We start from the raw sequence: 25,282 nt of genomic DNA, 5'->3' as shown, positions 1-25,282 counted from the left end.
CTATACAAGTGTTAAACACTCTTCTAATTTAATAAAAAAATCAGCACTATTTGAACACTACAAATAGTGCTGCGCGTTTTACTACATCAATGTTATCAGTTGGGTTTAATCCCGCTTATACAACGCCTCAATCGATGCAGAACCCAACGAATTGGCGTTGATCATATAGCCAGTGAGCGCACCGGATGCATTGGCAGGCAACTCTAATTTTTTAGAGAGCGCATGCACGGTAAATTTATAGTGATGCACACCGTGGCCTTGCGGAGGACATGCACCGCCGAAGCCCGCTACACCATAATCATTTTCAATATGTTGGCTACCTTTTGGTGCAGCAGATTGATCTGATTTACCTGCACCCGTTGCAAGGCTGGTCACATCCGCTGGAATATTTACCAGTTGCCAATGCCACCAACCACTGCCGGTGGGCGCATCGGGATCGTAAGCGGTAATTGCATAAGCGACTGTACCTGCAGGTGCGCCACTCCATGAAAGTTGCGGCGAAAGATCATCGCCCGTGCAACCAAAACCGTTAAATTCCTGCGCTTTTTTCATGTGCTTGCCAGCAGCAATATCGGTGCTGGTCAATACAAATTTTGCAGGCTCTGCGAATACCGATAATGGTGAAAGTATCGAGGCCACTAACAGTAAGGTGCGGATCGGGTTTTTCATTTGAAGATCTCCTCATTCATTGTGAATCAATTAATTTCATCCGATTTTTTATTGCCAATATACGCCCAGGATTGCTTAATTCCCAACGCGTACATCAGGCCAAATGCAAAACAGATTGCTGAACTGACCAGCCAAAAGGTGGTGCTGTTTTCCGGGAACATGGGTATCAGGGGTATAAATACGATGCCGCGTAACAAATAGATGGCTGCAATAACGCACAAACCCACGCGCAATAATGGAAGCCTCATAATGACACCTGCACCCGACAACGCATAGAGTGACCAAAGGGTAAGCACCACAACGATAACCGAGGTAACGATGGTCGGATAAATATGCCCCGCTTCGGCCATTTGTGCCATCTGCTCCCCTGCGCCGAAAAAACGATACCAATCGCCACCAAAGATAATACAACCCACATGCATTAAAGCTGCTACTGCACTGCATACTGCGGCGATGATTAAATAGTTATTTTTTGGCATGTTTTAGTTCCTTCTCTTGATTGAGTTGCTATTGATTTATTTTTTTTGGCTTCCAGCCATTTTTGGTTTTTTACTCACTGTAAAAATACGTTCAGCGGGAATGCGCAATTGCGCAAGTAAATAAGTAGCGAAATCCTGCGGATAATTCTGTAGTGCAATCGCCCGCTCCATGCACAGCAACCAGGCATCGCGCTCGGCAGCGCCTATGGCTAAGTGCGCGTGATCGCGCGGAATATTAATGCTGCCGTATTTTTCCGCATAGAGCGATGGCCCACCCATCCAGCCGCACAAAAAGCGCGTGAGCTTATCGCGCGATTCGGTCAAATCTATTTTGTGCATCGCACGGATTGTCGCGGCTTCAGGCAATTCATCCATAAAGCGATAAAAATCATCAACTAATTGCCGAATACCCGCTTCACCGCCAGCAGTTTTGAATGAGGTATCGGAAAAGCCGTATAAAGGAGTGTTCATTTTATTTTCCACGTGAACCGGGGCATCAGTTAGTCGGTAATTTTTTGCTCTGACCAGACTGCAAATTCATTGCCGCTTGGTTCAGTAAAATGAAACCGGCAACCGCCGGGGAAATCGAATAGCGGCGTTACAATTACCCCACCGTTAGCAATCACTTTTTGCAACGTGGATTGAATATCGGCACTATAAAAAACCAACAGCGAGGCACCATTTGCAGCGCTACTACACAGATCGGATTTAAAAAAGCCGCCATCCAATCCCTGATTGGAAAACGCGGTGTATTCCGAGCCGTAATCAACAAATTCCCAGCCGAATACAGTGGAGAAAAAAGTTTTCGTTGCCGCTAAATCGCGCGCAGCAAATTCGACGTAATTAAGTTTTTCGTGGGTGTTCATAATGACTCCTTTTATTCATCAATACACCTGATCATGACTGCCCACATCCACCAAAATAACATCTTTGTCGGTGATGATTAACTGCAGCACTATGCGATAACTCATGTTGATGGAGACAGATGAAAGGCCAGTTAAGCGACCTTGCAGGCCGTGTAATCGCAACGATGGGTGATGAGGGTTTAGTTCGAGCAACTCCAGCGTTTTTTGATATTGGCCGCGTAACTCGGGGTGCTTTTTTATAAATTTGGTGGCTTTTTTGAGGTAGGGTTCCGGGTAGATCAGCCTATACATCGTCGCTGATCCTGCGCATATGATCGGCGACAGTTTCAGTGACAAATCGCCCTTCCGCAACGGCGGCTTTGGCTTCCTGTACTGCCATAGCCAATTCGTATTCGCGCAGCTTGTTGTACTTTTCCAAATCCATGATGACATAGCGGTCTTGTCCTCTCACCGAGATGACCACTTCTTCATCTACTCTAAGGCGCGCTTCTACAGCGGAAATGCCTTTGGTTTTTAAGTCGTTTGCAGCAAGTGCGCTCATGATTGAACAGCCTTATTAAGCGTATGATTAACAATGCTGTTAATCATACTCAACTGTTCATAAAAGCAACAGGTGTTTTTACCAAAGGCGTTGTAAATGCCGGAAGGCGCTGCGCTTTTCCAATCTGCCCCCTCAACTCTCCCAAGGCTTACCTTTTGTTCTTTCCACCGCATCCAACTTCAAATGCAGCGCCGCTTTGGCGACTATATGCGCACTCACCGGTGCGGTGATAAACAAAAACAGTGCGATTAATAATTCATGCAGGCTCAAACCATCGCCTTGGGTGGAGAAAAAAATCACCGAGCCGATGATGATGCCACCCACGCCCAAGGTGGTGGCTTTGGCGGGGCCGTGCAGGCGCAGGTAGAAATCTGGCAGGCGCATCAGGCCGATGGAGCCGATCAGGGCAAAGGTTGCGCCGATCAGAAGACAAACGCTAATTAACACTTCAAGCGCAGTAGACATGGCTTACTCCTATGCAATGTTCGCTATTCAATGATGTCGCCGCGCAGCAGGTATTTGCTGAGCGCGACTGTGCCGACAAACCCCATCACTGCAATCAAGAGCGCCGCTTCGAAATACAACATGCTGCCCTGGTAGATGCCGAACAACACCAGCAATGCGATGGCGTTGATGTACATGGTGTCCAGCGCGAGTATGCGGTCGGGCAGCGAGGGGCCGATGATGAGCCGCCAGAGGTTGAGCGCGATGGCGATACTGAGCAGCAACATCGCAATACTTATGGCTGTGGTGAGCATTCAAATACCTCCTTGAGCGGGGCTTCGTAGCGCTGTTTCATCTCGGCGATGGCGGCATCGATATCGGTCACATGCAGGCTGTGCACCAGCAAGTACTTCTCCTCCATGTTCAAATCCGCCGAGACGGTACCGGGCGTAAGTGAAATGGTGCTGGCAAACAGGGTGATGGTGAATTCCTGTTCGATATCGAGCGGCACGCGCATAAACGTCGGTTGCAGTTTGTTCATGGGGCCGAGAATACGTGCCGCCAGAATGACGTTGGCGATAAGGATGTCCCACAACACCACCAGTACAAATTTCACCAGCAACAGCGGCTTGCGGATGCGCAGTGTCTCTGGCCAAAAACCCTGGCTGAACCAGGGAATCAACCAAGCCAACAAACTGCCGAGCACGATCTGGCCAGCACTGACGCTATTGGCCAGCAGCAGCCAGAGCAGCAACATAAATGCGCTCAGCGCCGGATGCGGAAACCAGCGCCGCGCCTTGGGTGGATTGGTAATGTGCGGATTCATTAGTGGCTCCCCTCAGCAGCAGCGGGTTGGTGAATCTGGAATTGCTGCATTGCCTCGCTATAGGCTTGCGGCACCAGCAATTGTTCGGCGAGCGCCCCGGTGTAGGTGAGTACCTGCCCGGCAAATAAAGTGATCAGCAGGATGCACACCAAGAGGCCAATCACCGCCAGCAGTGCGCCTGTGTCAGCTGCGGGTGATTGCTCGATACGGGTGTCGGTGCGCCAGAACATGGTGGAGCCGCTGCGGCTGAGCGCCATGAGGGTGGCAAGGCTGCCCGCCAATACAATCACCCACAACACCAGCTTATCCAGATGTACACCGGCGGCATTCAGCAGCAGCAACTTGCCGATAAACCCGCTCAGCGGCGGCAGGCCAATCACGCTGATCGCCGCGACAAAAAACAGCGCGCCCAGCAGACCCGACTGGCGCAAACGCGGGCCTTTGGTGATACGGTCGAGCAAATCGCCACGCTGGCGCAGGATCAGGTCGGCAAGCAAAAACAGCACGCCGCAGACCAAGGTGGAGTGGATCAAATAGTAGAAAGTTGCGCTAAGCGATGCCGCTGTATTGAGTGCAACACCCGCCAGCAGCGTGCCGACTGAGACGATGACCAGATAGGCGATCTGCACCCGCAGCTCGCGCGCCGCCAATGCACCCAGCAAACCCAATACCAGCGTGATGAGCGCCAATGGCCAGAGCCACGGCAGCGCCAGATTGGCGACGTTACCTGCATCATTGCCGAAAATTTGCGTATATACCCGCACAATGGTGTAAACACCCACCTTGGTCATAATCGCAAACATCGCCGCCACCGGGGCGCTGGCAGCGGCATAGGCGCGCGGCAGCCAGAAGTAGAGCGGCGCTATGGCGGCCTTCAAACCAAACACCACCAGTAACAGCACACCGGCAGTGGCGGCTAAAGGAGCATCTTCAGGGCTGACCTGGCGCACTTTGTCGGCCATATCCGCCATATTGAGTGAACCGGTCAGACCGTAAAGCGCCGATACGGCGATCAAAAACAGCGCCGACCCGCACAGGTTGAGCACCACATAATGCAACCCAGAACGGGCGCGCTCGGCACCGCGGCCGTGCAGCAACAAGCCGTAAGAGGCAATCAGCAGCACCTCAAAAAACACAAACAGGTTGAACAGGTCGCCGGTCAGGAAAGCACCGTTCACCCCCACCAGCAGGAACTGCACCATGGCGTGGAGTTTGTCGCCGGGCGCATCGTTGCCGCGCACTGCGTAGGCGATACTGAAAAATGCCAGCACTGCGGTAACCAGTAACATCAAGGCGCTCAGGCGATCCAGCACCAACACAATCCCGAACGGCGGTTGCCAGTTGCCCAACGCATAGAGGTGGATCTGACCATCGCTAGCTTGTATCAGCAGCAACACACTGATCGCCAGCAGCGCCGAAACCGACAGGAAGCTCAGCACGCGGATAAGCGCGCGCCGGCCGGAGAGCAGAATCATCACCACTGCAGCCAGCAGTGGCAGGAGGATGGGGGCAATAATCCAATGGCTCACACTTCGTCCTCCTCTAGCGGGCGCACCGGTTTGACCGGTTTCTCGCCGATGGCGGCGCTGCCGTCCACATGGTCGTTACCCAATTCGGCGCGGGCGCGCAGGGCGAGTACCAGCAGGAAGGCGGTCATGGCAAAACCAATCACAATCGCGGTCAGTACCAATGCCTGCGGGAGCGGATCCACGTAGCGATCACCCTGACCGATAACGCTGGAGGCGTTGTTAGCCAGTCGCCCCATCACAAAAATAAACAGGTTGACCGCGTAAGAGAGCAAAGTCAGCCCGAGAATTACCGGGAAGGTACGCGCGCGCAGCAGCAGGTAGACGCCGCAACCGACCAATACGGCGATGACTAACGCAATTAAGGCTTCCATTAATTCAACTCCTCCCGTGCAGACGAATCAGGATTAGGATGCAACGCCATAGCGCCGTGGGTGGTCTGCGCCAAACGCCCTAATTGCGCCAGCATCAACAAGGTGGCACCGACAACCGTGAGGAACACGCCGGTATCAAAAATCATCGCCGAGGCGAGCTCGAACTCCCCCACGATGGGCCAGTGGATATGGCTGAAAGTCGTCGTCAGGAAGGGGTAGCCAAACGCCCAACTGGCAAGGCCGACCAGGGTGGCGATCAACACCCCCGCCACACTCACCCGGCCATAATCCACCGGCAGCCGCTGCTGTACCCAATCCGAACCGCTGCACACATACTGCAAAATCAGCGCGACGCTGGTGATCAAGCCAGCGATAAAGCCACCGCCCGGCTGGTTGTGCCCGCGCAGGAAGATGTACACCGAGACCATGAGCGCGAGCGGTAGCAAAATCCGCGAGAGCACCGTGAGGATGGGGGGATAAGGGTCGCGCGCCCAGCCGCGCCCGTCCAAGTCAGTACTTGGCAGCGGCAGGCGCAAGCCATCGAGCATCAGGTAAACGCCCAGCCCTGCAATTGCCAATACGCTGATTTCACCGAGCGTATCAAAGCCGCGGAAGTCCACCAGAATCACATTGACCACATTGGTGCCACCGCCGCCGCTGACACTGTTGGCGAGGAAGAACTCGGCCAGCGCGGTATCGTAGGGGCGCGTGAGAATCGCCAGCGTCAGCAGGCCAACACCCGCACCCGCACCACCGGCAATGGCGATATCGCGCACTACCTTGCCCGCGCTGGATTCAAACGGCGTGAGTTGCGGCAGGAAATAGAGCGCGAGCATCAGCAGGATGATGGTGACGACTTCCACCGAGATTTGGGTGAGCGCCAAATCCGGTGCAGAAAAACGCACAAACGCGAGCGATACCATCAGCCCCACCACCCCCAACACCAGCAGCGCAGCAAAACGGTTGTGGTGGATAAACACCGTCACCAGCGCCGCTATCATCATCACTACGGCCAGCAGCAGACTGACGCCATCGATGGGTGTGAGCGCCACCTCACCCAGCACACGGCCAGATCCGGACAACAGCGGCCAGAGCTCCACTGCTCCCATCACTAATAAAGTGCCAAACAAGAGCGCAACCGAACGCTGCAGCGAGCCATTCTCGGCAGCATCGGTCACCCGTTGGGCAAAGCGCACTACGGCCTGGATGCGTTTTTCAAATTCCTCTTTTTCATCCAGCCGGTACTTGCGCTCATAAAACGCAAACAGACCGCCGCGCTGGCTGTAGAGCAGCAGGCCGCCTAAGAGCGCGACAAGGCTCATCAACAGCGGCAGATTTAATCCATGCCACAGGGCGATGTGATGCTCGGGCACTGAATCGCCCAACACCGCGAGGCTGGCGGCATCCAGAAACGGTGCCACGGTGAAGTTGGGCAAAACGCCCACCAGCAAACACAGGGCGCAGAGCAGCGCCATGGGCAAGATCATGTAGCGCGGCGGCTCGTGCGGCGGGTAAATCGGCAGGTCGATGGGGTGACCGTTAAAAAACACATCGTGGATAAACCGGTAGGAATAGGCCACCGCAAAAATCCCGGCCAAGGTCGCAAACAGCGGGATGATCCAGCCAAAACCACCCATTAGCTCCACCTGCAGGGTCTCGGCAAAGAACATCTCCTTGCTCAAAAAACCATTGAGCAGCGGCACCCCGGCCATGGCCGAGGCGGACACCATGGCGACCGTCGCTGTGATCGGCATGAACTGCCACATGCCGTTGATTTTGCGCATATCGCGCGTGCCGGTTTCGTGGTCGATGATACCCGCCGCCATAAACAGCGAGGCCTTGAAGGTCGCGTGGTTGATGATATGAAACAGCGCCGCCATGGTCGCCAGTTCAGAGCTGAAACCAAAGAGCATGGTAATCAGCCCCAAATGGCTGATGGTTGAATAGGCCAGCAGGCCTTTGAGGTCGTGTTTAAACAGCGCGGTATAGGCACCGAACACCAGCGTCGCCAAACCAATAAAGGTCACCAGATAAAACCACAAGTCCGAACCGGAGAGCGCCGGATACAACCGCGCCAGCAAAAACACCCCCGCCTTCACCATAGTCGCCGAGTGCAAATAGGCCGATACCGGCGTGGGTGCCGCCATGGCGTGGGGCAGCCAGAAATGGAACGGAAACTGTGCCGATTTGGTAAACGCGCCAATCAAAATCAGGATCAAGGCGACCGGATAAAGCGCATGAGCCTGGATCTGTTCGGCCGAGTTAGTGATCACTTGCAGACTGTAAGAGCCAGTAATCTCGACAAGTACCAGCGCACCCGCCAGTAAAGCCAAGCCCCCTGCCCCGGTGATCGCCAACGCCATACGCGCACCTTTGCGCGCATCGCTGCGGTGCGACCAATAACCAATTAGCAGGAACGAACTGAGGCTGGTCAGCTCCCAAAAGATAATCAACAGCAGCAGGTTATCGGACAGCACAATCCCTAGCATCGCCATCATAAACAGCTGCAATAAAGCGTAGAGGCGGCCAAGGGAATCCTTATCGGCCAGATAGTAGCGGGCGTACACAATCACCAGCAGGCCAATGCCCAAAATCAGCAGCGCAAACATCAGCCCCAAACCATCCAACCGCAAGCTGAGGCTCAAACCCAACTGCGGAATCCAGCTGAGCTGCACAAAAAATTGCTGCCCCCCAAACAGCGCTGGCACATAAGCCAATAACAAGCCCAGCGCGAGCAGCGGCCCCAGCAGCGCCGATGCCGCGCATAAGTTGCGCCCAAAGCGCTCGCACAAGGGCGGCAAACACGCGCCCAACAGCGGCAGTAAAATGATCAGTAACAATTCCATCGAACATCCTCGTAGTGCGCGAACGGCTCTCTAACCGGAACCAGACACAAGGCAACAGCCAGCGGTAACACTGACTATAGGTATAAACGCAGACAGGAATTAAAGCGATGCAGGAGGATCAGTAAAAAAAGGATGGCGCTGGCACAGCGGCGAACGGCTGCGCAGCCAGAAGGTATCAGGATTCAGGTAATCACTACCCGATGTGTTGGCAAGACAATAGGTCAACATGCGTCTGTTATACCTATTTTGGCGGGGCTATGCCAGTTAAGGGCAGTAAAGGTTCGGTATTTTTAGTGCTGGCTGACTTTTCAATAACCGGCATTATTGCCAAGGGTTAATCACCGCTACTTGCGCCGCTGCAAAAGGAGCCATATCGCGCGATGCCACACTAAAGCCATGCGCCACGGCGATGGCGGCAATATAGCCATCCGGCACCGGCAAACCACGCCCGGCGGTTCTGGCATTCACGGCCACATTCGCATACTGGTGCGCGGCATCCCTATCAAACGACAGTATTCGCCCCTCAAACAGATTGATTACACCATTTAACGCCTCTTTGAGCATTTGCTTGCGCCTACCATCGGACAAGGTACCAATACCAAATTGCATTTCAGCGAGAGTGACACTGGTGAGGTACAAGGTCTGTGCGGGCTGCGCGTTTAACCAGGCATTTACATTCGGATGCGGCTCAGGCTTCATCGCCTCGGAGACTACATTGGTATCCAGAACAATCATTCAAACCTCATCGGCTCGGCAGCCCTTTTTTCACGCACTTGCTCAAATACCGCAAAATCCTCATTACTCAGGCCGATGCTACGGCTCAACTCTGCCAAGGCATCTCCCAGAGGTACACGCCCGGCGGGATTAATCGCCTCTTCCAGAATTGCGCGCACCTCGGCTTCGGTACTGCGGTTGTGTAGTTTGGCGCGTGCCTTCAAGGCATTATGTACCGTTTCCGGTATGTTTCTGACTGTCATCATTGCCATCGGCTTAACCTCTCTTGACTAGCCACGACTAAGCACGTAATTGCATTCAAATTATAAATAATGAATGCATATTGAAGTCAAAATAGCACTTATGCACTCAAAATAAAACCCCGCGCTGGCTTGGCCAACGCGGGGTTTTACTATTCACGACACGGGTTGAATTACTGACAACTCACCGGCGTTAATGCCTCCATGTAAGTTCTGTCTGGCGACAGCGGCGAGTTAAACGGGGTATCGCCATGTTTACCGGCGGTGAGAGTCACGTAGTCCACCAAGTCCTGACCGGCGGCAAAGCGCCAGCCGTTGATGGCATGGAGTGAGGCCGCGTTGTAGTTTTGCGACAAATCCGCCACTGAGCCGTTGCTGGCGGTAAGCGCGGTTTTGGTGGCTTCATTCACCACACAACTGCCGCTGCCAAACCAGAGGAAGTTGCGGTCGTTGCGGAAGAAACCGCCGCTGATGTCTTTGAAATAGTTGTTAGCAATTTCATTCAGCGATGCCTCCACCGAACTCTTTTCTTGCAAGCTGGAATTCACCACAAAGGCGTTGTCTTCCAGGAAGGCGCTGGCACCCACGCGCAAGCTCAAAATCTCTTTGCGATAATTCACAAAGACATTATTGAACATGTGCGTTTTACCGCGGCGCAATAACGGCACGCGGCGCAGGGTATTGCCGAGCAGCATGTAACTATCGTCAGTGGTCACAAATGCGTTGTGGTGCATAGTGGTGGTGATGTTGGCGTTGATGGTGCGGCTGTCGCTTGAACCATGCAGTACCGCGCGCTTCACATTCACTAAACGGTTGAACGACATGGTGATGTGATTTGCACCGATTTTTACATCGAATGCTGAATCGCCGGTGGTATCAAAGGTATTTTTGTGAATCCAAATATCCTGCGATGCGCCGGTGGAGCGAATCATATCCGGATCAACGTAATGATCTTCGGTGTGGCCTGCGCCCTGGAATTTCAAATGGGTGAGAATCACATTTTCCGATGTTTGTGTGGGCACACCATCGGCATCTTTTCCAATCGCAAAACCGCTGAAAATAAAATAGGCTTCAGTGCCGCGACCATCGAGGGTTTTGTTAGAACCAATCGCCGGAATGCGGATTGGAATACTGCTTTTGTTCATCGCCTTGTTGAAAAATTCGGTGCGACAAGTTGCCAAATCATTGAAACCCTTGCGTGCACACCATGCATGGTAATCAATACATTCTGCTTCGCTCGCATCCAACAGGGATTGCACCGTGGCGTTGCTGCAATACTGGCGGTACATACCAATTTCACTGGGCTGCGCAAATTCCACTTTATCGAACACAATCCAGTTGTGCGCGTTATCTGTCAGTGCATTTATTAATTGCTGCTCAACCGTCACGCTCGAATTTTTGGTGATGATGGTGAGTTTGCTATTGCCGTTGGGATCAAAACCGCCTTTGGCATTTTCACCGTAACCCACCGCTTTACCGAGCGACAGCGACAAACACTCCACAATTTCCTGATCGGTTTGCAATGAAGTATCGCGCCAATTTACGTTGGGATTAGTAGCGAGGCTAATACAATCTGCACTCAGGTTTACATTCTCAGGAATATAAGGCGCACTAGACGATGCGCTGCTGATACTCGATGCAATTGCACTTGATGGCGTTGAAGACACTGCAAGACTTGACGCACTTGCAACTACACTCGCCGCACTTGATGAAGCAATAGATGAAGAAATAGCTGAAGATGCAGATGAAGCGACAGAAGAAGAAACACCTGCACCATTAGTATATTCCAGCACTAAATTATCAATCGTCACACTTGCTGAACTTTCGGTGCGCAGTGCAATAAATGAATTGCCCGTGCCCAGTGCCGGAGTGATGGTCACTTGCTGGCCTGCAGTCAAACTATTCGCCACCACTTCATACACTTTTGAATTCGCACCGTGAATAGAATTGCCCTGGCTGGTGGTGTTGTTATCCACATACACCTGCATTTTTCCGGAACCCGATGCAGCAATCAGCGTGAAGCTAATGCGATAAGGGCGCGTTAAATCAAAATCGCCATTGGCATTAGTATCACTCGCCGTGGTGGATGCGCGCGGCGGACGGTTGCCGATAGTAAAACGCGCACCCGCGAGGGTGAGTTGATTATTAGCGATGGTAATTGCACTGCCGCCACCGGTAATAAAATACAGCGGCGCAGACACATCGGTAGAAATGGATTGATAGGCCGCGCTAAACAAAGTGTTTTTATCTACCGCAAAACCTTCGTTAATCAATGCACTTACAACCGGTGCAACCGATGAACTTGCATCACTGCTTATTGAAGTGCTGCTGGTTGTAATGCTGCTTGCTTCTGAACTCGCCGCTTCGCTGCTTGCAACAGAACTCGCAACGCTGGATGGTGCCGTACTTGAGAGCGCTGCGGAAGATGCAACACTGGAACTGGCCGCTGAACTGTTAACTGCAACACCGCCGCCAGAAATTTTACCCACCCCTACGTTCGCCATCACAATCGCGGGGACATCGTTCGCTGCATCCATTTCTACAACGTAAGGCACAGTGACGGCGCAGGTGGATTGCAACTGGCCATCCACCACCTGCGGAATTACCAGTGCACCATTGCCCACTGTGAGGCTGTAATAAATTTCTGGCAGCACTGTGTTGTCATTATTGGTTTGCCAGCAACCGGGCACCGAGGAATCGTCCGATGCAATTAGCGGATTATTCACGTTGTAAAAATAATTGCTCTCCACCAATGCTTTGGCGTTCATGCGCGAGTTAATTGCATGGAACATATAATCCATACGGTCATTGGACCAGTAGTTGTTATACATATGCACCAGTGCATGGCGAATCAGAGGCGTGCGCTGTTCAATATTTTTATACCAATTGTGATGGAAAGTAATGTTGGTATTTTTATTGTCACTGTCGCTGGAACCGATCAAACCGGCGCGGCTGGAATCGTTAAATAAATTGTAGGAAACCGTCACGTTGGTGACACCGGCTTTCATATCCAGCAGCGAATCGTAACCGTCTTTTTCACCGCCAGAAGCTTCCAGCCAATTGTGGTCGATCCACACACGGTTCACATTGGTTTCCATACCAATCGCATCACCGCCGTTAGAAACCGGTGAACCACTTTTTTTCACATTGCGAATATGCAGGTTTTGCAAAATGATATTGGAAGCATCGCGCACATGAATGCCTATTTCTTCAAAGAGCGCGTTGGTGCCCACACCAATAATCGACACATTGCTCATCTGTTTTATTTCGATTACATCGGCCTGGGTGTTACAACCCTGCGCTGTGGTATTGGCATGGCTGATAGTGCCGTTTACCAAAATGGTAATCGGTGTACTCATGGTCGCGCGACTGCAGAGTGCGGCATTTAATTCAGTGCCGCTTGTCACTGTGATTACTGCACCACCTGCGCCACCGGTCACACCGGCATGTGCAGCAAAGCCTTCCATTTTTGCCGGGCGCAATGCGCCGTTATAAGAGGCAACACTGCTGGAGGTTTGATTCGCCGCCGAAGAACTGATTGCACTGGATGAACTGCTCAGTGCTGGTATCGATGACGGTGCAACAGAAGACGCTGCGATAGACGAAGGTGCCACAGATGAAGCTGCAGCCGATGAAGGCGCAGATGAAGACGAACCACCTACAACATCATTCAGATATTCAATTACCAAGTCATCAATAGTAACGCTGGCCGAACTTTCGGTGCGCAGCGAAATAAAAGAATTGGCTGTGCCTACCGTTGGTTGCAATTCAATAACTTGCCCCGCTACCAAACTATTTGCACTCGCATAAAAAATACGCGACGCGCTGCCGTGCAATGAATTGCCCGCGCTGGTGGTGTTGTTATCCACCATCACTTGCACAGCGCCGGAGCCGGAAGCAGCAACCACACGAAATGAAATGCGGTAGGGTTTACTTAAATCAAAATCGCCATTGGCATCAGTATCGCCCGATGTGGTGTTAGCCCGCGGTGGCTTATGGCCAATGGTAAAACGCGCCGCTGCCAGGGTTAATTGATTATTGGCAATGGTAATTCCGCTGTTGCCGCCGGTGACAAAAAATAAGGGTGCCGAGGCATCCGTTGAAATGGATTTATAGGCTGCACTGAATAAAGTAACTTTATCGACATCAAAAGTTTCGTTAAACAGCACGCGATTTACCGGAACAACTGCTGTGCCACTCGCCGACCACACCAATGCCGAGGTATTAAATGCAGTGGCGCGGTTGTGACGAATTTTAATGGTGTCCGCCGGCGTAATTTGTTCACCGCTGGCAAGATCGCCAATAACAACATTGCCATCCAGAATCGTGGTGCCTGCACCGCTCGCTGTTAAGGTTTGTGCGGCGTTAGTAATTGCCTGCTCGCCATTTTTAACGGTGACGGAAAACACGTAATCGTAAGTGGTGCGGTCGATGCGGGTTTCACTTAATTTATTTAGCGCTACTACATTTAAATCCAGCGCCAGGCTGTTGCCTGCAAATGCCAGCGCGCATAAGGCCGCAAGTTGTTTTGTGGCCTGTGAGAAAAATTGATTTTTCATAGTGCCACCTATTAGTGAATATGCGATTGACGAAATTGAACAGCCGCACGGGTGTTACATGCGCGTCTGCGCATGCCCACTGCGACCAAACCCATCATCAGCAACATGAACGGTGACGACTCCGGAACCGATGCAGCAATAGCGGTTGATACGCCTGAATCGATAATTTCATAATCCGCGTTATAGAATTCGTATTCCAAAACCTGTAACGCCGATTCAAACGGAACCGCTGCAAGCCAGGTAAAAGAAATTCGCGCAAAACCAGACGTTAAACCGTCAATATTAAAACTATCGAAGAAGCCAGCGCCGAGTAGCGCATCTGATTGGATAACAATGCTGTCCCACTCTGCCGGGCTGGTAATAATGGCCAGGTCAGCAAAAAGCGCTTCGGAAAAATAGAGCGATAATCCGTTCATCACCTCGCCCGCCGACAGCGAGAGAGTAATATCCACAGTACCCTGATTGCCCACTAATTCGGAAAATTCCGTATTGATCAGTGCGGCCTTAGCGGGATTGATCAAGCACACTAAAAACGTAAACGTCAGGCTGATTTGTTTTAAAAAATGAATTTTTTTAAAACAACTTTTTTTAAAATAATAAGTTCTCATGTTATTCCCCATTTTATTGAGATTATTTGCCTTCACATTAAAAGCAATTGGGGTATGAACTGAATTGCATTGTCGATTGGAAATTTTATTGTTATGGAATTGCACTAACAGGTTTTAAAAATCTAAAAATTAAACGACCGGCAGTACCGGTCGTTTATCAACACCACTTATCGCGTGATATCCACTTGCCAGATACGGATGCCACCACCGGCATCCGTTCTGCGGGTCATCAGCACATACAGCTCGGTCACGCTGGCATCGCTGATTGTGACTGACAAATTTTGCTGCGCAGTACCGCAAGCAGATGCGACTTTCCAGGTTTTGCCCGTTTGATCAACGATGGCGATTTGGCCGTTCAAACAACCGGTTGGAGCAGTAGTCGCATCGTAATTGGCACTGGCGTTGGAGTAGGTGACTGTAAGTGTCAGTGGGTCAGTGCTCGCGGCAACAGGCACCGACACAAAGCGCGTCACGCCACCCGCTGCATTGAGGCTGGTTGGATTAACCTCACCACTCGCACCCTCGGTCAAAGTAACCGGAGTCGTCGTGGTATCTGATTTAACGGCAGTACCGTTGAAGTTAATCGCGTAGGCAGTGCCGCCCGAGTTGAGATGCAAGCGCAAGTTACCTGCCCCTACCGAATAGAGTTTTACTGCTCCAATGGTGATGGGCGATGCGGTCGCATTGAAGTTGGCATTGCTATTGGCCGCCGGTGCCGCAGCGACAGCGGCTTGCAGATCGGTATAGTTTGGCAACCAGCTGGTGGTGACAGGCACATGCGCCGAACTGGCAGAGGAGCTGCTTTCACTACTGGATGCGTCACTGCTGCTGACCTCAGAGGATGAAGTAGAAGACTCACTCGCTGCCGCTGAGCTGCTGCTACCTGCATCGCTTGATGCCGCGCTGGAAGAACTGCTGGACGAGCTGCTCGACTGGCCAAAATTGATACAGTCGGTTGTATCCTCCGGCAATGGGTTCCAACCGGCGCTGGAGTTATAGGCCGCAAAAATCTGCGCGCGGTTGCAGTAGCTGTTTTGCACCTCGCCCAGTGACAACTCGTATCCGCCGACACGGCTTGCCAGGCTGATGCTGTTGCCATTGCTATCCATAGTCGCGAATTCGCGCCAGCCAGTGTTGGCGGTCGCGGTCACGTTGCTGGTGCCATACCAACCCGCAGCGTTGATGTGGGTGTCCATGCGGCTGTTGATAAACACCACGTTATCCAACACCCCTGCACCACCGGTGCGTGCCAGATAGGTCGCGCCAGCAGGAATCGAGTTACCGGTCTGGCCGATGCCCTGGGTCAGGTTGGAGTTGAGGAACACAAAGCCTTTATCCGCCGCCGTCAGGGTGCGCGCCTGTACCACATAGCCGCCATTGCTGGCGTTGCTGCTGTCGCCGAGCGAGCGAATTTCACTTTCCTCGAATAGCGACACGTTGTTGTTGCCCCAGATGAAATCCACATTACCGGCGACCAGACTGCGGTAGAACCAGCTGTAGCCTTTGAGCTGCAGAGTGTCCTGCTCGCTGATGAAGTTGGCGTTTTTGGCAACCAGGCGACCCGTGGAGTTGAAGTAAATCGTCTCCGCCTGACCGTTACTGGCGGTCTTGATAGTGGTGTTTTTCAGGGTCAGGTTTTCCAGCGTCAGCATATCCGCCAACTCGACCAAAAAGACCGGGCGGCCAGATGAACCGGTATTGAACGCCTCCGAGTTTTGGTACTGGATCAGCGTGCCCTCGCGGCTCTCGCCCACAATGGTCAGGTTGTCTTTGTTGCGCAGATACAACAGCTCGTTGTAGGTGCCGTTGTTGACGGTAATCGTCGCTGGCTCGGATTTGCTCAGATTCTGCATTACATAATTGAGCGCGCCTTGCACCGTGCGGAAATCTGCCGTAGTGCCGGTATCGTCCACGGTCAACGCGGTCAGGTTGCTGGCTGGAGCTGGTTTGGTGGTAAAACTCCAGCCGGCATTTTTGCCAATCCCCTCAAACGGCAGGCTTGCCAGAGTCGCGCCGGTAAAGGCTGAAGCGCTCACCGCCACGTAGTAACTGGTGTTGTACTCCAACTTTTTGCTTTGCAGGGCGATGGTCACGGTATTGCCCGAGATGCTGATCGGGCGGGTATTCAGGGTGCGGAAACTGCCATAGCCGATGCTGTCTTTGTGATCGACCAGCTTGATGGTATCCACCACCGAATCATCGCTGGTTTTGAAGATACGGATCGCACCTGCCGTACCCAAGGTGGGTGGCGAATCAAAGGTCAGGCTCAGGCTGGTATCGGCGTAGACATTGGTTTCATTTACCACGGGCGACACCAAGCCAGTCAGGTTGTAGGTGGCGGTTGGCATCACAAATTGCGGTGCGATGGTGGCCGTCAGGCTGCGGGTCAGGCTGGGGTCGGAACCGCTGGTGAAAGTGATAGTGGCACTGCCCTCACCCACCGGATTCAGACTCACCTCGTAACCGTTGGTGCTCACACTCACTACCGCCGGATTGCTGGATTCCACGGTAAAGGTGTCATCCGCGCTCTGCTGGTTTTTGGCAGTCACGGTGATCACGCGCGCGGCATCGCCCACTTCAGCGCTGTAGTTGGCGGTAGGCGAAATGGTCAGCTGCGACGGCACCGGCGGTTTGTCATCGGCGTTGCCGACTTTGATATCGTCGATCTCAAAGGATTTGTTGGTGGTGTAAAAACCGATCATACCGGCGTTGGCAAAACTCGCGTCTGTACCGCTGATCACCAACAGGTCGTTGTAATACACCTTGATGTCTGAACCTTTCATTTCCAGACGAACCTTGTACCAGGTGCCGTCGGTACCACCAGTGGTGCCTTGGTCAATCGGGGTGTTGTAGCGGGCGAAGATATTGTCGGTGAATGCGCCTGCAACCATTTTGCCGATGGCTACGCGGGTACTGGTATTGGCGTTTTGTACGTTAAACCCAGCACCGTACCAGTTACTGGCATCTTGCGCGCGGGCGATGATGTACAGCTGCTTGTTGCCAGTAGAGCCATTGTTGCGCGGGCGGATACGCGCTTCCACGTAATAGTCGCCACTGCTCACACCGCTAAACGCCGCCGGTTTCACCAGCGCAAGCACACCGCCGCGGCTGGCTGCGGTATAGCGCAGCACATTGTTATCGCCCACATCATTCAGCACATCAAACACACCGGTAGGCACCGTGGTCACGGCAGATGCCGGGTCGTTCAGCAAATCCCAATTGCCGGAACCGCTGGCAAAGTCATCGCAGAAATACAAACTCGGCTCAGATGAACAGGCAAACTCCGGTGCGACCGAACTGCTTGCCGCGCTGGAAGAAGTAGAGGCAGAGCTGGTGCTAGCCGCCGAGCTGCCAACTACAACATCGGTCGATGAAGCGCTGCCCGCTGAACCGGCATTGGATGTTGCACTTCCCGTCGATGAACTGACCGACGACGAACTGGCTGCCAAGCTGGCATCGGACGAACTGCTCACACCAATGCTATTGAAATCGCAATTGCCCAGACTTTCCGATGCGCCATAGCCTTTCACACAGCCGATATTGGCGGGCAACAAGCCTTGCAACTGCGCAGGAGTGTAAGCACCGCTATCGGTCCAAACCATCCAATCGATCAGGGCTTTGTAGCTGTTGCTGCCGCCATCGCCAATTTGCAGGTAGTTGTTGGTCGCCGCGGTGGAGGCAAACTGTACTTCCTCTTGAACTAATACTGGCGTGCCGGAGCCGTCCAGATAGGCGCGCGCCCAGCCGGTGGTAGGGCTGGAGAGTGCGACAGTGAAGTGGTACACGCGGTACTGGTCCATTGCCAGGCCATAGGCAGTATTCGGTGCCGGTGAACCCTCAAACTGCACGCCGTAGTTACTGGCACCATCGGCGCGCAACACCACTTTCAAACGGCTGGCGGTGGTGTCGGCGGTACCGCCAAATGCGGTTTCCAGCTCCAACACGCGCGCATTGGCGGGTGGATTAAAGCCTTTGATACCGGCAATCAAGGTGAAGTATTTGGGGTAAACGCCATCGTTGCGGCCCACATTGCTGATACGCGCGCGGTTGTTTTTGGTGCCGAGCGAGGTGGAATCAAACAGCACCGCACCGGTACCGGTGGCAGTGAAATCACTCCCACCATTGCCCTGAATCACAAAGGGCACCTGACTGCTATCGGCAAGGGTGATGGCATTGGCATCAAACGGGCTGACATCGCCGTTGTACAGGTTCCAGCTCACCGATGAGGGATCGGCTGTTTGCGGTTCATCGGTGGGCGGCGGCGGCGGTTCTATATCCCACTCGGGGCGGGTACAGGCCAGTTCGGCCGGTGCCGTGGTGATCTTGCCCACACCCGCGTATTGCTGCACATGGGCAGGCACATCTTCCACCGGAATCAGGCTGGGCGCGTAGAGGTAACCTTCGGGCAACGCCAGCGTTCCGGTGGAGGTGTTATCGGCCAGCAGTTCGTCGGCGATGATATTAGTCTCGCCCTCTTTATCGACCCAGATAATCGGCTGGCGCAATTGGTTTTCGATCAACTCCCAATAGCCAATCGCGATACTGTCTTGCGACATCACCGGGTTTTTGGTGTTTTCAAACACGTTGCGCTCAACGCGGATAATCGCCCCCATGCGCGAGTTGATCGCCGAGGTGTCCACGTTGTGGTAGTAGTTGTTGTAGATATGGCCCTTGCCGAAGCGGAACAGCGGCAGGCGCGAGTTCACGTGGTACCAATAGTTGTGATGCCAGGTGATGCGGCGGTCAAAGTTGTCTTCATCCGACGAACCCCAGAGCGAGGTTTTCCAGCTGTCGTGCAGGTAGTTGTAAGAGATGGTGATATCCGCCACATCGCTGCGGCCACTGACCAGCTCATCGTAATAGTCTTTTTTGTACTCATCGCGCAACACCGGGTCAGTGATGCTGTCGGGTACGGCCACATCCAGATCATTGAACAGCTCGTTGTGGTCAATCCACACATTGCGCACCGGGCCATTGCGGCCATCAATGGTGATGATGTCGCCCTGCCCGCGGGTTTGCGGCACCTTGTACATTTTGAGGTTGCGCACAATCACGTTGCTGGCGGTGATATGGATACCCGTGCCCCAGAATTCGGCGTTATCACCACGGCCGATAATCGATACATTGGGGCGGTTGAGTTTGATGTCTTTATTGCCCGAGTTGTGCCAGGTAATTACCCCGTCCACATAAATGGTCAGGGGTTTATCGGCATAGGCAGGGTTAGTCAGTGCAGCCGTTAAATCCGCCCCGTTACACACCGCCACTTCCACCATACCTGCGCCGCTACCACCGGTGGTGCCGCCATTGAGCGAGGCAAAACCGTAAACGGTGTTGAAATCCGGCGCAGCGCCAATCGCAGAAGAGCTGGAACTGCTCGATAAAACAGTCGCACTGGATGAAGCACTCGCAGGCACAGCCGGTGTGCTCGACGGCGCAACGCTGGAAGCAGGCACTGAACTGGGCGCTGGCGCTATGCTGGAAGCCGCAACACTGGAAGGAACAAGACTGGAAGGAGCAACACTGGCAAGGGAAGAACTGGACGGAACAGGTACAACAATCTCACTGGATTGCGCCGAGGACTCTGCGACCGCCGAGCTGGCTGGCACCTGGGGCGCTGAGCTCAGGCTGGAACTGGAACTTTCATCGACCGGAACACCATTAAACTCCAGAGTATCGCGCAGGTGCGCAAGTGCCTCTTGTACCGATACCACCGTGGTATTTACCGAGCCGGAATTGGCGACCAAATTGGTCACCGCAGGCAGGGCAGCAAACTGGGCGATGCTTAAGTTGAAATCCACCGGTGCCGCTGACTGGCTGGCAATAGGGCTGATAGTAATACCGTTATTGGGGTTGCCATCGGTATCCAGCGATTGCAACAGGCGCGCAATATTCAGCACCACGGGCGCTGCCGGATTCAGTGTTTGCGCCATATCCAGCGGGGTCACTATGCCCTTGGCCGGAGCACTGGGGAACACCAGATCGCCAATAAAAAACGTCACCGTCTCACCGGGCAAGTAATCAAACTCACCGCGCTCATTGGTCACCCCGGTGCGCGATTCGGTGCGGTAGCCAATGCCTGCCACAAAGGCATCGACCAACACCCCGACCGAGGGAACCGGATCGGGTGTGGTCGCCTGGCTACTGGCGGTTTGGATAGAGCTGGTTTGCACCGGCACACTGGATTTTTGCGTGCCCACAGGCGCTGAGCTGGCAGGTGAGGTTCCTTTTTTGGAATCGCCTCCACAGGCGCCCAGCAGTGCAGAAAGTAAAACAGCGGCTAGCAGATGGATTTTCATGATGCACTCACAGTTGTTGTTATTTTTGATCTGGCTTACGCCAAATTCAGGCCAATAACTACCACCAGCGGGGCTGACGATAGCCTCTGGTATCAACCGTTTACTGAAAATCACTGCCAAGTCAGGTCTTATTGTCAGGTCCATCGCTGCGTCATGCGCAACTGACGGCCACAGCTCAAGGCTGTAAAAACACGAGCGAAAACAATACCGAATAAACCCCTAACAGGATTTATTGAAACGGGACTGTTACCTACGAATACTCGTACGGATATTTACTGAGGAATACCAACTGCCGGGGAATGTGAGGCTGTGCCTCTTATTGTTGAGTCCGCAAACCTGGCTAACATGCGCAATTAAACTTATGTATGCATGACGATAAAGCAGGTGTTTGGCGTCTCTTATTACCTTTCTGTGAAGGTGATCGCATTCTATACCCAAGTTTTTGCAAAGCGCCAGCCCTGAATGCGACTAATTATTAAACAAAAATGGAATAAAACGACAATCCACCACAGGCAAGCGGTAAAACTCACCTGCAGTGACCTGCTTACAAGGTCCCGGTGATTACAACACCTGGTTATTGCAATGCCTCAATAGGCGCACCAAAATTGATGTGCAACACCTGCCCATCCACCACCAATGCAGGCACAGATTTAACGCCCAGGCCTTTTGCTTCCGCAACGCGCTGCTTGGCATCGCCCAAGTGCACAACCTCTAGATTAACTTTGGCACTATCAATCAAATCCAACAATTGGTGTTCTGCAGCAACACAAACAGGACAACCGGCATGGTAAAAAACTGCTTGGCTTTTCATAGTGAATCCTCTTTAAATAATGGTTTGGAAAGAAGATCGTTGCGCAACGATTGAATTCACTGTAATCACGCGAGCAACATAAAAATAGCGGGCACTTTTTGGTGCCCGGGTAACTTTTCGGGGTAAATTGTTGATGCAACAGGCAAAAAAAATTTCGCTAAAATCGCGCTCCAGCTATCAAAAACTGGAAGACGTGATCGGCTGCAAATGGTCGGTATCAGTATTGACCAACGTCGGCAAAGGCATCAACCGCCCCGGTGAATTGGAACGCGCAATAGAAGGCATCTCCACCAAAGTATTAAGCGAACGTTTCCGCAAATTGGTCGAGTACGGTTTGCTCGATAAAAAAACCTTCAACGAATTACCACCGCGCACCGAGTATTCGTTGACGGAGAAAGGAAAAAAATTAGTGGAGATTATTGCGCAGATTCAGCAGTTGGATGAGCGCTAACTACTCAAGCGTTAGGGGATTTAACGCATTCAATTGTTTTACCATTTCTTAAAACCACGGATTTATTATTTTTACACCGGTAGGTTCAAAATCGGCAAAGTTGCGTGTTACCACCGTCATACCATTCACTATGGCAGTAGCAGCAATTAGTGCATCGCGCTCGGAGCGTGGATCAGGAATATGTAAGCTGGCGCAACATTGGGCAATCGGGACATCAATTGCAAGAGTTCGGTTGCTGAACGCGGGGATTACCTGAGAGTCCAACCAGAGACGCAATAAATTACCCTGATGTGGATCTTTTCGCTGAATAGAAAGCACACCCAGCTCAAGTTCCATAATGGTGATGACTGACAAATACAGGCTATCTGCAGAAACTGACTTAGCCCAGGCGACTACATTTTTATCCGCCTTCCCTGAGCCTTGTTTTCTCAACTCGGAAATAATATTGGTATCCAACAAATACATCATGATAAATCCGGCACCTTCGTGGTGAGATTCAACTTGGGCGGCTGGAATTCAATTTCATCGGTTTCCGGTATCGCGAGTAAGTCGGCGATATTGGATTGGGTACCACTGATTTTGCGATATTCCTCTACAGTAAGGAGCACATAGGAAGGCTTGCCGCGGTCGGTAATAAATACCGGGCCTTGCAGCGCAGCCTTTTTAGCCTTGCCTGTATCCTGATTGAATTCACGGCTGGAGAGAATTGTCGTTGTCATAGTCGCCTCCAATAATGTAGCAACGTATAAACATTAATGGAGAGCGGGCTTAATGGCAAGCTAAAAAATGATCAGGATTGCGCGCTTTTCGGCCAACGTACCTGCGCCCTTGCGCCGCCCAAGATTTCCGGTTCGACAAATTCGGCGCGGCCGTTGTGCCATTGCATGATGCGTTTGACGATGGCGAGACCCAAGCCAAAACCACCGGTTGCGGAACCAGTAGGGTTGGTTGCGGCGGTGTCTTCGGTTCCGTCATTTTCGTGATAAAGGCGAACAAACGAATCAAACACGCGCTCGCGTTTGTCGGCAGGAATGCCGGAGCCGTCATCTTCTACCGCAATAATATATTCACTCGCGCTCTGCATCAGCTCAATACGGATGCGCGATTTGGCGTAGCGCGCGGCGTTATTGATGAAATTTTGCAGCACCGTTTCCATGAGTTTCCATTCACAGATAAATTCGGCGTTATTGGTGAGATCGCACACTTCCAATTGTAAATGTTGGCCGGATGATTGCCGGATAAAACGCTGCTGGAGCTCATCGAGCAAATCACGCATATAGCCGCGCGTTTGTTGCAGCTGTTGGGATTTTTGTTCAAAGCCCGCGTAGTTGAGCAGAGCACTGATCAGCGCTTCCATCTCGGCAATATCCTGCTCAATACTGCGCAATTGGCGGCGGTCTTTATCGCTGAGTTTTTCTTCATTGACCATCGCCAGCGCAAACTTCATGCGCGCCAAGGGCGTGCGCAATTCGTGCGATACCGCATTGGTCATTTCGCGGTGCGATGCAATTAATTCGCGCAGCCGCTGCGCCATATGGTTGAACGCTTGCGCGAGTGGATAAAGTGTTGAAGTGGGAGAAATTTTAAGGGTATCCGGTACACCATCTTTGCCGAGCGCGCGGGTTTGCACTTCCAGTTTTTTGCTATCGCGTGAAAGCGGCCACACCCATAAATAAATCACCAAGGCGATGGCGAGATAAAAGCCAATCAATAGAAAATTATATAAAGGCGATTCCTGATCATCCGCTTGTGCAATGCTGAGCATAATGACCTGATCGGTTTGTGCGAGGCGTTTATACCAAACGATATTCTGATCACTGGTGGCAGAAAGAATTTTTCCCGCTTTCAATTCCTGCATAGCATCTGATTGCGCCAAATCATCCAGCCCCAATATTTCCAAACCAATATTAAGTTGTGTGCTGAGTTGTTGGGCTTTAGCAGTTACATCCGCTTTATGTTGCGGTTGTTGCTGCAATAAATCTTGTTCAATTAATTCCTCTTCAATTAACTGAAAGAGAGCATAAGTTTCCACGCTGGGTTCTTGCTCGGGTGCAACACTTTCCCAAAACTGGTTCAAGCCCCAGCCGATCAATACCACCGAGGCGACAATAAAAAAATAGAGGGTGATAAATGCCCGGTTCATGTTATGAAAAACCGCTACAAGCACGGAGGAATAAACCAGAATGCGGTTCATGACGGTCAGAGACAAGATGTCGATGACAAGCCCCCAAGGACGGGTTTACGGCATGTCTTGAATCGCATTCTGGTTTGTTCATGGCTAGAAAAAATTACCAGGCATCGGCGATAAACAAATAACCCTTGCCCCAAATCGTTTTGATGCGCGTTGGGTTGTCCGGGTTATCGTTTAATTTTTTGCGCAATTGAGAAATACGAACATCGATGGTACGGTCAAGGCCATCGTACTCGCGGTTGTAAATATGGCTGAACAAAAATTCGCGGCTGAGAATTTGCCCGGCTTGCGCTGCAAGCGCCAATAACAAATCGTATTCGTGGCTGGATAAAATCACTTCTTCATTGGCAAGCAAGACTTTGCGCGCACTGGGTTGGATGCACAACTCACCAAACACCAGTGCTTCTTGCTCGCGCGGATCGTTTTGATAGTAACGGCGCATCAGCGCACGGATTCGCGCTAACAATACACGCGGCTCTGCCGGTTTAATCACGTAATCATCTGCACCGTATTCCAAGCCCAGCACCTGATCCAAATCTGAATCGCGCGCGGTGAGCATTAAAATCGGCCCTTTAAAATTGGGGCGCAATTCTTTGCACAGCGTCAAACCATCTTTACCGGGCAACATTAAATCCAACACAATCAAGGCCGGATTTAAATTTTGTGCCTGACGGATAACCCGGTTGCCGTTTTCTTCCAGCGCGACTTGAAAATCGTTGGCTTCCAAAAAATCTTTTACCAACTGCGCCAAACGACGGTCATCCTCGACCAATAAAATTAAATTGTTTTGCGACATCGAATTTAGCCCTGCTGAAAGAGAT

General features: G+C 52.2%; 24 protein-coding genes. 1 reads left to right on the top strand and 23 read right to left on the bottom strand.

From position 1 onward, the window contains the following. Positions 1 to 105 precede the first annotated feature (105 nt). The 19 genes from VC28_RS15170 to VC28_RS15080 all read right to left on the bottom strand — a co-directional run bounded on the left by VC28_RS15170 (position 106) and on the right by VC28_RS15080 (position 21,819). Positions 106 to 669 (bottom strand): YbhB/YbcL family Raf kinase inhibitor-like protein, encoded by a 564-nt coding sequence (locus tag VC28_RS15170; protein WP_049631387.1) that lies wholly within the window; start codon positions 667 to 669, stop codon positions 106 to 108. Positions 670 to 695: 26 nt separating this feature from the next. After that, entirely contained in the window at positions 696 to 1,148 is a 453-nt protein-coding gene (locus VC28_RS15165; RefSeq protein WP_049631386.1) for a hypothetical protein, read from the bottom strand. Positions 1,149 to 1,184: 36 nt separating this feature from the next. Then, entirely contained in the window at positions 1,185 to 1,619 is a 435-nt protein-coding gene (locus VC28_RS15160; protein ID WP_049631385.1) for a group II truncated hemoglobin, read from the bottom strand. A gap of 29 nt (positions 1,620 to 1,648) precedes the next feature. Then, on the bottom strand, positions 1,649 to 2,014 hold the full coding sequence (locus tag VC28_RS15155) for a VOC family protein (protein ID WP_049631384.1): 366 nt from the start codon (positions 2,012 to 2,014) through the stop codon (positions 1,649 to 1,651). Between the two features lie 18 nt (positions 2,015 to 2,032). Continuing rightward, positions 2,033 to 2,305 (bottom strand): type II toxin-antitoxin system RelE/ParE family toxin, encoded by a 273-nt coding sequence (locus VC28_RS15150; RefSeq protein ID WP_049631383.1) that lies wholly within the window; start codon positions 2,303 to 2,305, stop codon positions 2,033 to 2,035. Continuing rightward, positions 2,298 to 2,555: a prevent-host-death protein gene (locus VC28_RS15145; RefSeq protein ID WP_049631382.1), complete on the bottom strand. Its 258-nt coding sequence runs from the start codon at positions 2,553 to 2,555 to the stop codon at positions 2,298 to 2,300. Before VC28_RS15145 ends, VC28_RS15150 begins: the two co-directional genes overlap by 8 nt. A 132-nt stretch (positions 2,556 to 2,687) precedes the next feature. Continuing rightward, the gene (locus VC28_RS15140) at positions 2,688 to 3,020 is read right to left on the bottom strand and encodes a Na+/H+ antiporter subunit G (RefSeq protein ID WP_049631381.1); all 333 of its coding nucleotides are present in this window, start codon (positions 3,018 to 3,020) and stop codon (positions 2,688 to 2,690) included. A gap of 23 nt (positions 3,021 to 3,043) precedes the next feature. Beyond that, positions 3,044 to 3,313, bottom strand: a complete 270-nt coding sequence (locus VC28_RS15135) for a K+/H+ antiporter subunit F (protein WP_049631380.1) — start codon at positions 3,311 to 3,313, stop codon at positions 3,044 to 3,046. Then, positions 3,295 to 3,825, bottom strand: coding sequence for a Na+/H+ antiporter subunit E (locus VC28_RS15130; protein WP_049631379.1), 531 nt, complete (start codon positions 3,823 to 3,825; stop codon positions 3,295 to 3,297). The genes VC28_RS15135 and VC28_RS15130 overlap by 19 nt, the downstream gene beginning before the upstream one ends. Further along, complete coding sequence (locus VC28_RS15125; RefSeq protein ID WP_049631378.1) at positions 3,825 to 5,354, bottom strand: monovalent cation/H+ antiporter subunit D; 1,530 nt, start codon at positions 5,352 to 5,354, stop codon at positions 3,825 to 3,827. The genes VC28_RS15130 and VC28_RS15125 overlap by 1 nt, the downstream gene beginning before the upstream one ends. Beyond that, positions 5,351 to 5,725, bottom strand: coding sequence for a Na+/H+ antiporter subunit C (locus VC28_RS15120; protein ID WP_049631377.1), 375 nt, complete (start codon positions 5,723 to 5,725; stop codon positions 5,351 to 5,353). The genes VC28_RS15125 and VC28_RS15120 overlap by 4 nt, the downstream gene beginning before the upstream one ends. Beyond that, positions 5,725 to 8,571, bottom strand: a complete 2,847-nt coding sequence (locus VC28_RS15115; RefSeq protein WP_049631376.1) for a monovalent cation/H+ antiporter subunit A — start codon at positions 8,569 to 8,571, stop codon at positions 5,725 to 5,727. Before VC28_RS15115 ends, VC28_RS15120 begins: the two co-directional genes overlap by 1 nt. A 99-nt stretch (positions 8,572 to 8,670) precedes the next feature. Continuing rightward, entirely contained in the window at positions 8,671 to 8,799 is a 129-nt protein-coding gene (locus tag VC28_RS20040; RefSeq protein ID WP_255356023.1) for a hypothetical protein, read from the bottom strand. 93 nt (positions 8,800 to 8,892) lie between these two features. Then, the gene (locus VC28_RS15110; RefSeq protein WP_049631375.1) at positions 8,893 to 9,306 is read right to left on the bottom strand and encodes a type II toxin-antitoxin system VapC family toxin; all 414 of its coding nucleotides are present in this window, start codon (positions 9,304 to 9,306) and stop codon (positions 8,893 to 8,895) included. Next, a complete protein-coding gene (locus tag VC28_RS15105) occupies positions 9,303 to 9,557 on the bottom strand; it encodes a FitA-like ribbon-helix-helix domain-containing protein (RefSeq protein ID WP_049631374.1) in 255 nt (84 codons plus the stop codon). Before VC28_RS15105 ends, VC28_RS15110 begins: the two co-directional genes overlap by 4 nt. A 161-nt stretch (positions 9,558 to 9,718) precedes the next feature. After that, positions 9,719 to 14,104 (bottom strand): pectate lyase family protein, encoded by a 4,386-nt coding sequence (locus VC28_RS19325; protein ID WP_053094212.1) that lies wholly within the window; start codon positions 14,102 to 14,104, stop codon positions 9,719 to 9,721. A gap of 11 nt (positions 14,105 to 14,115) precedes the next feature. Continuing rightward, the gene (locus tag VC28_RS15095) at positions 14,116 to 14,712 is read right to left on the bottom strand and encodes a PEP-CTERM sorting domain-containing protein (RefSeq protein WP_049631373.1); all 597 of its coding nucleotides are present in this window, start codon (positions 14,710 to 14,712) and stop codon (positions 14,116 to 14,118) included. A gap of 167 nt (positions 14,713 to 14,879) precedes the next feature. Further along, on the bottom strand, positions 14,880 to 21,152 hold the full coding sequence (locus VC28_RS20005; RefSeq protein ID WP_231591785.1) for a pectinesterase family protein: 6,273 nt from the start codon (positions 21,150 to 21,152) through the stop codon (positions 14,880 to 14,882). A 430-nt stretch (positions 21,153 to 21,582) separates the two neighbouring features. Then, positions 21,583 to 21,819 (bottom strand): thioredoxin family protein, encoded by a 237-nt coding sequence (locus VC28_RS15080; protein WP_049631372.1) that lies wholly within the window; start codon positions 21,817 to 21,819, stop codon positions 21,583 to 21,585. A gap of 133 nt (positions 21,820 to 21,952) precedes the next feature. Here VC28_RS15080 and VC28_RS15075 point away from each other — a divergent pair, with 133 nt between their 5' ends. Beyond that, positions 21,953 to 22,270 (top strand): winged helix-turn-helix transcriptional regulator, encoded by a 318-nt coding sequence (locus tag VC28_RS15075; protein WP_049631371.1) that lies wholly within the window; start codon positions 21,953 to 21,955, stop codon positions 22,268 to 22,270. A gap of 48 nt (positions 22,271 to 22,318) precedes the next feature. On the opposite strand, the gene VC28_RS15070 is transcribed toward VC28_RS15075, so the two are convergent. From VC28_RS15070 to VC28_RS15055, 4 genes are all read right to left on the bottom strand, one after another. Beyond that, entirely contained in the window at positions 22,319 to 22,738 is a 420-nt protein-coding gene (locus tag VC28_RS15070) for a type II toxin-antitoxin system VapC family toxin (protein ID WP_082191560.1), read from the bottom strand. Then, a complete protein-coding gene (locus VC28_RS15065; RefSeq protein ID WP_049631369.1) occupies positions 22,735 to 22,989 on the bottom strand; it encodes a type II toxin-antitoxin system Phd/YefM family antitoxin in 255 nt (84 codons plus the stop codon). The genes VC28_RS15070 and VC28_RS15065 overlap by 4 nt, the downstream gene beginning before the upstream one ends. Positions 22,990 to 23,060: 71 nt before the next feature. Then, positions 23,061 to 24,413 carry an ATP-binding protein gene (locus tag VC28_RS15060; protein WP_049632435.1) on the bottom strand — a complete coding sequence of 451 codons (1,353 nt, stop codon included), beginning with the start codon at positions 24,411 to 24,413 and terminating at the stop codon, positions 23,061 to 23,063. A 145-nt stretch (positions 24,414 to 24,558) separates the two neighbouring features. Continuing rightward, positions 24,559 to 25,257: a winged helix-turn-helix domain-containing protein gene (locus tag VC28_RS15055; protein ID WP_049631368.1), complete on the bottom strand. Its 699-nt coding sequence runs from the start codon at positions 25,255 to 25,257 to the stop codon at positions 24,559 to 24,561. Between the last annotated feature and the right edge of the window lie 25 nt (positions 25,258 to 25,282).

Source organism: Cellvibrio sp. pealriver (assembly GCF_001183545.1).
Lineage (GTDB): Bacteria > Pseudomonadota > Gammaproteobacteria > Pseudomonadales > Cellvibrionaceae > Cellvibrio.
This window is presented reverse-complemented; position numbering and strand designations above follow the sequence as displayed.